Origin of the sequence: Hungatella sp. SL.1.14, assembly GCF_024460495.1 — a bacterium.
Classification (GTDB): domain Bacteria; phylum Bacillota; class Clostridia; order Lachnospirales; family Lachnospiraceae; genus Hungatella; species Hungatella hathewayi.
In genome coordinates, this window is sequence record NZ_JANFYJ010000530.1 from 1 (window position 1) to 288 (window position 288).

General features: G+C 48.3%; 1 pseudogene. It reads right to left on the minus strand.

Features of this window, described 5'->3' with window-relative positions:
* Positions 1-42: 42 nt before the first annotated feature.
* Positions 43-288: pseudogene (locus NE473_RS32155) on the minus strand (hypothetical protein); the annotation flags it as partial.

Genomic DNA, 288 nt, shown 5'->3' on the forward strand with positions numbered 1-288 from the left:
CTGACGCCAGCACGGACTTCGTCGCTACTACAGGAACAGATTTTAAATCACTGTCCACTCCTGTGAACCGGTATCCCGGGGCGACTGTCCCTTCACTTCAAAATTCAGGGTCAGTTCCTTTGCTTTCAGGATTGCCATATTATAATGAATGGTGTTCGGAGTAATTGTCAGCTTATCTCCGAGATCCGTCAATTCTTTATCGTTGGCATCGTAACATTTGGGTACTACATCACCCTCCAGATCTGCGTTGGCGCCTTCCCGGCTGATTTCCACACCGATGGAAGCAAT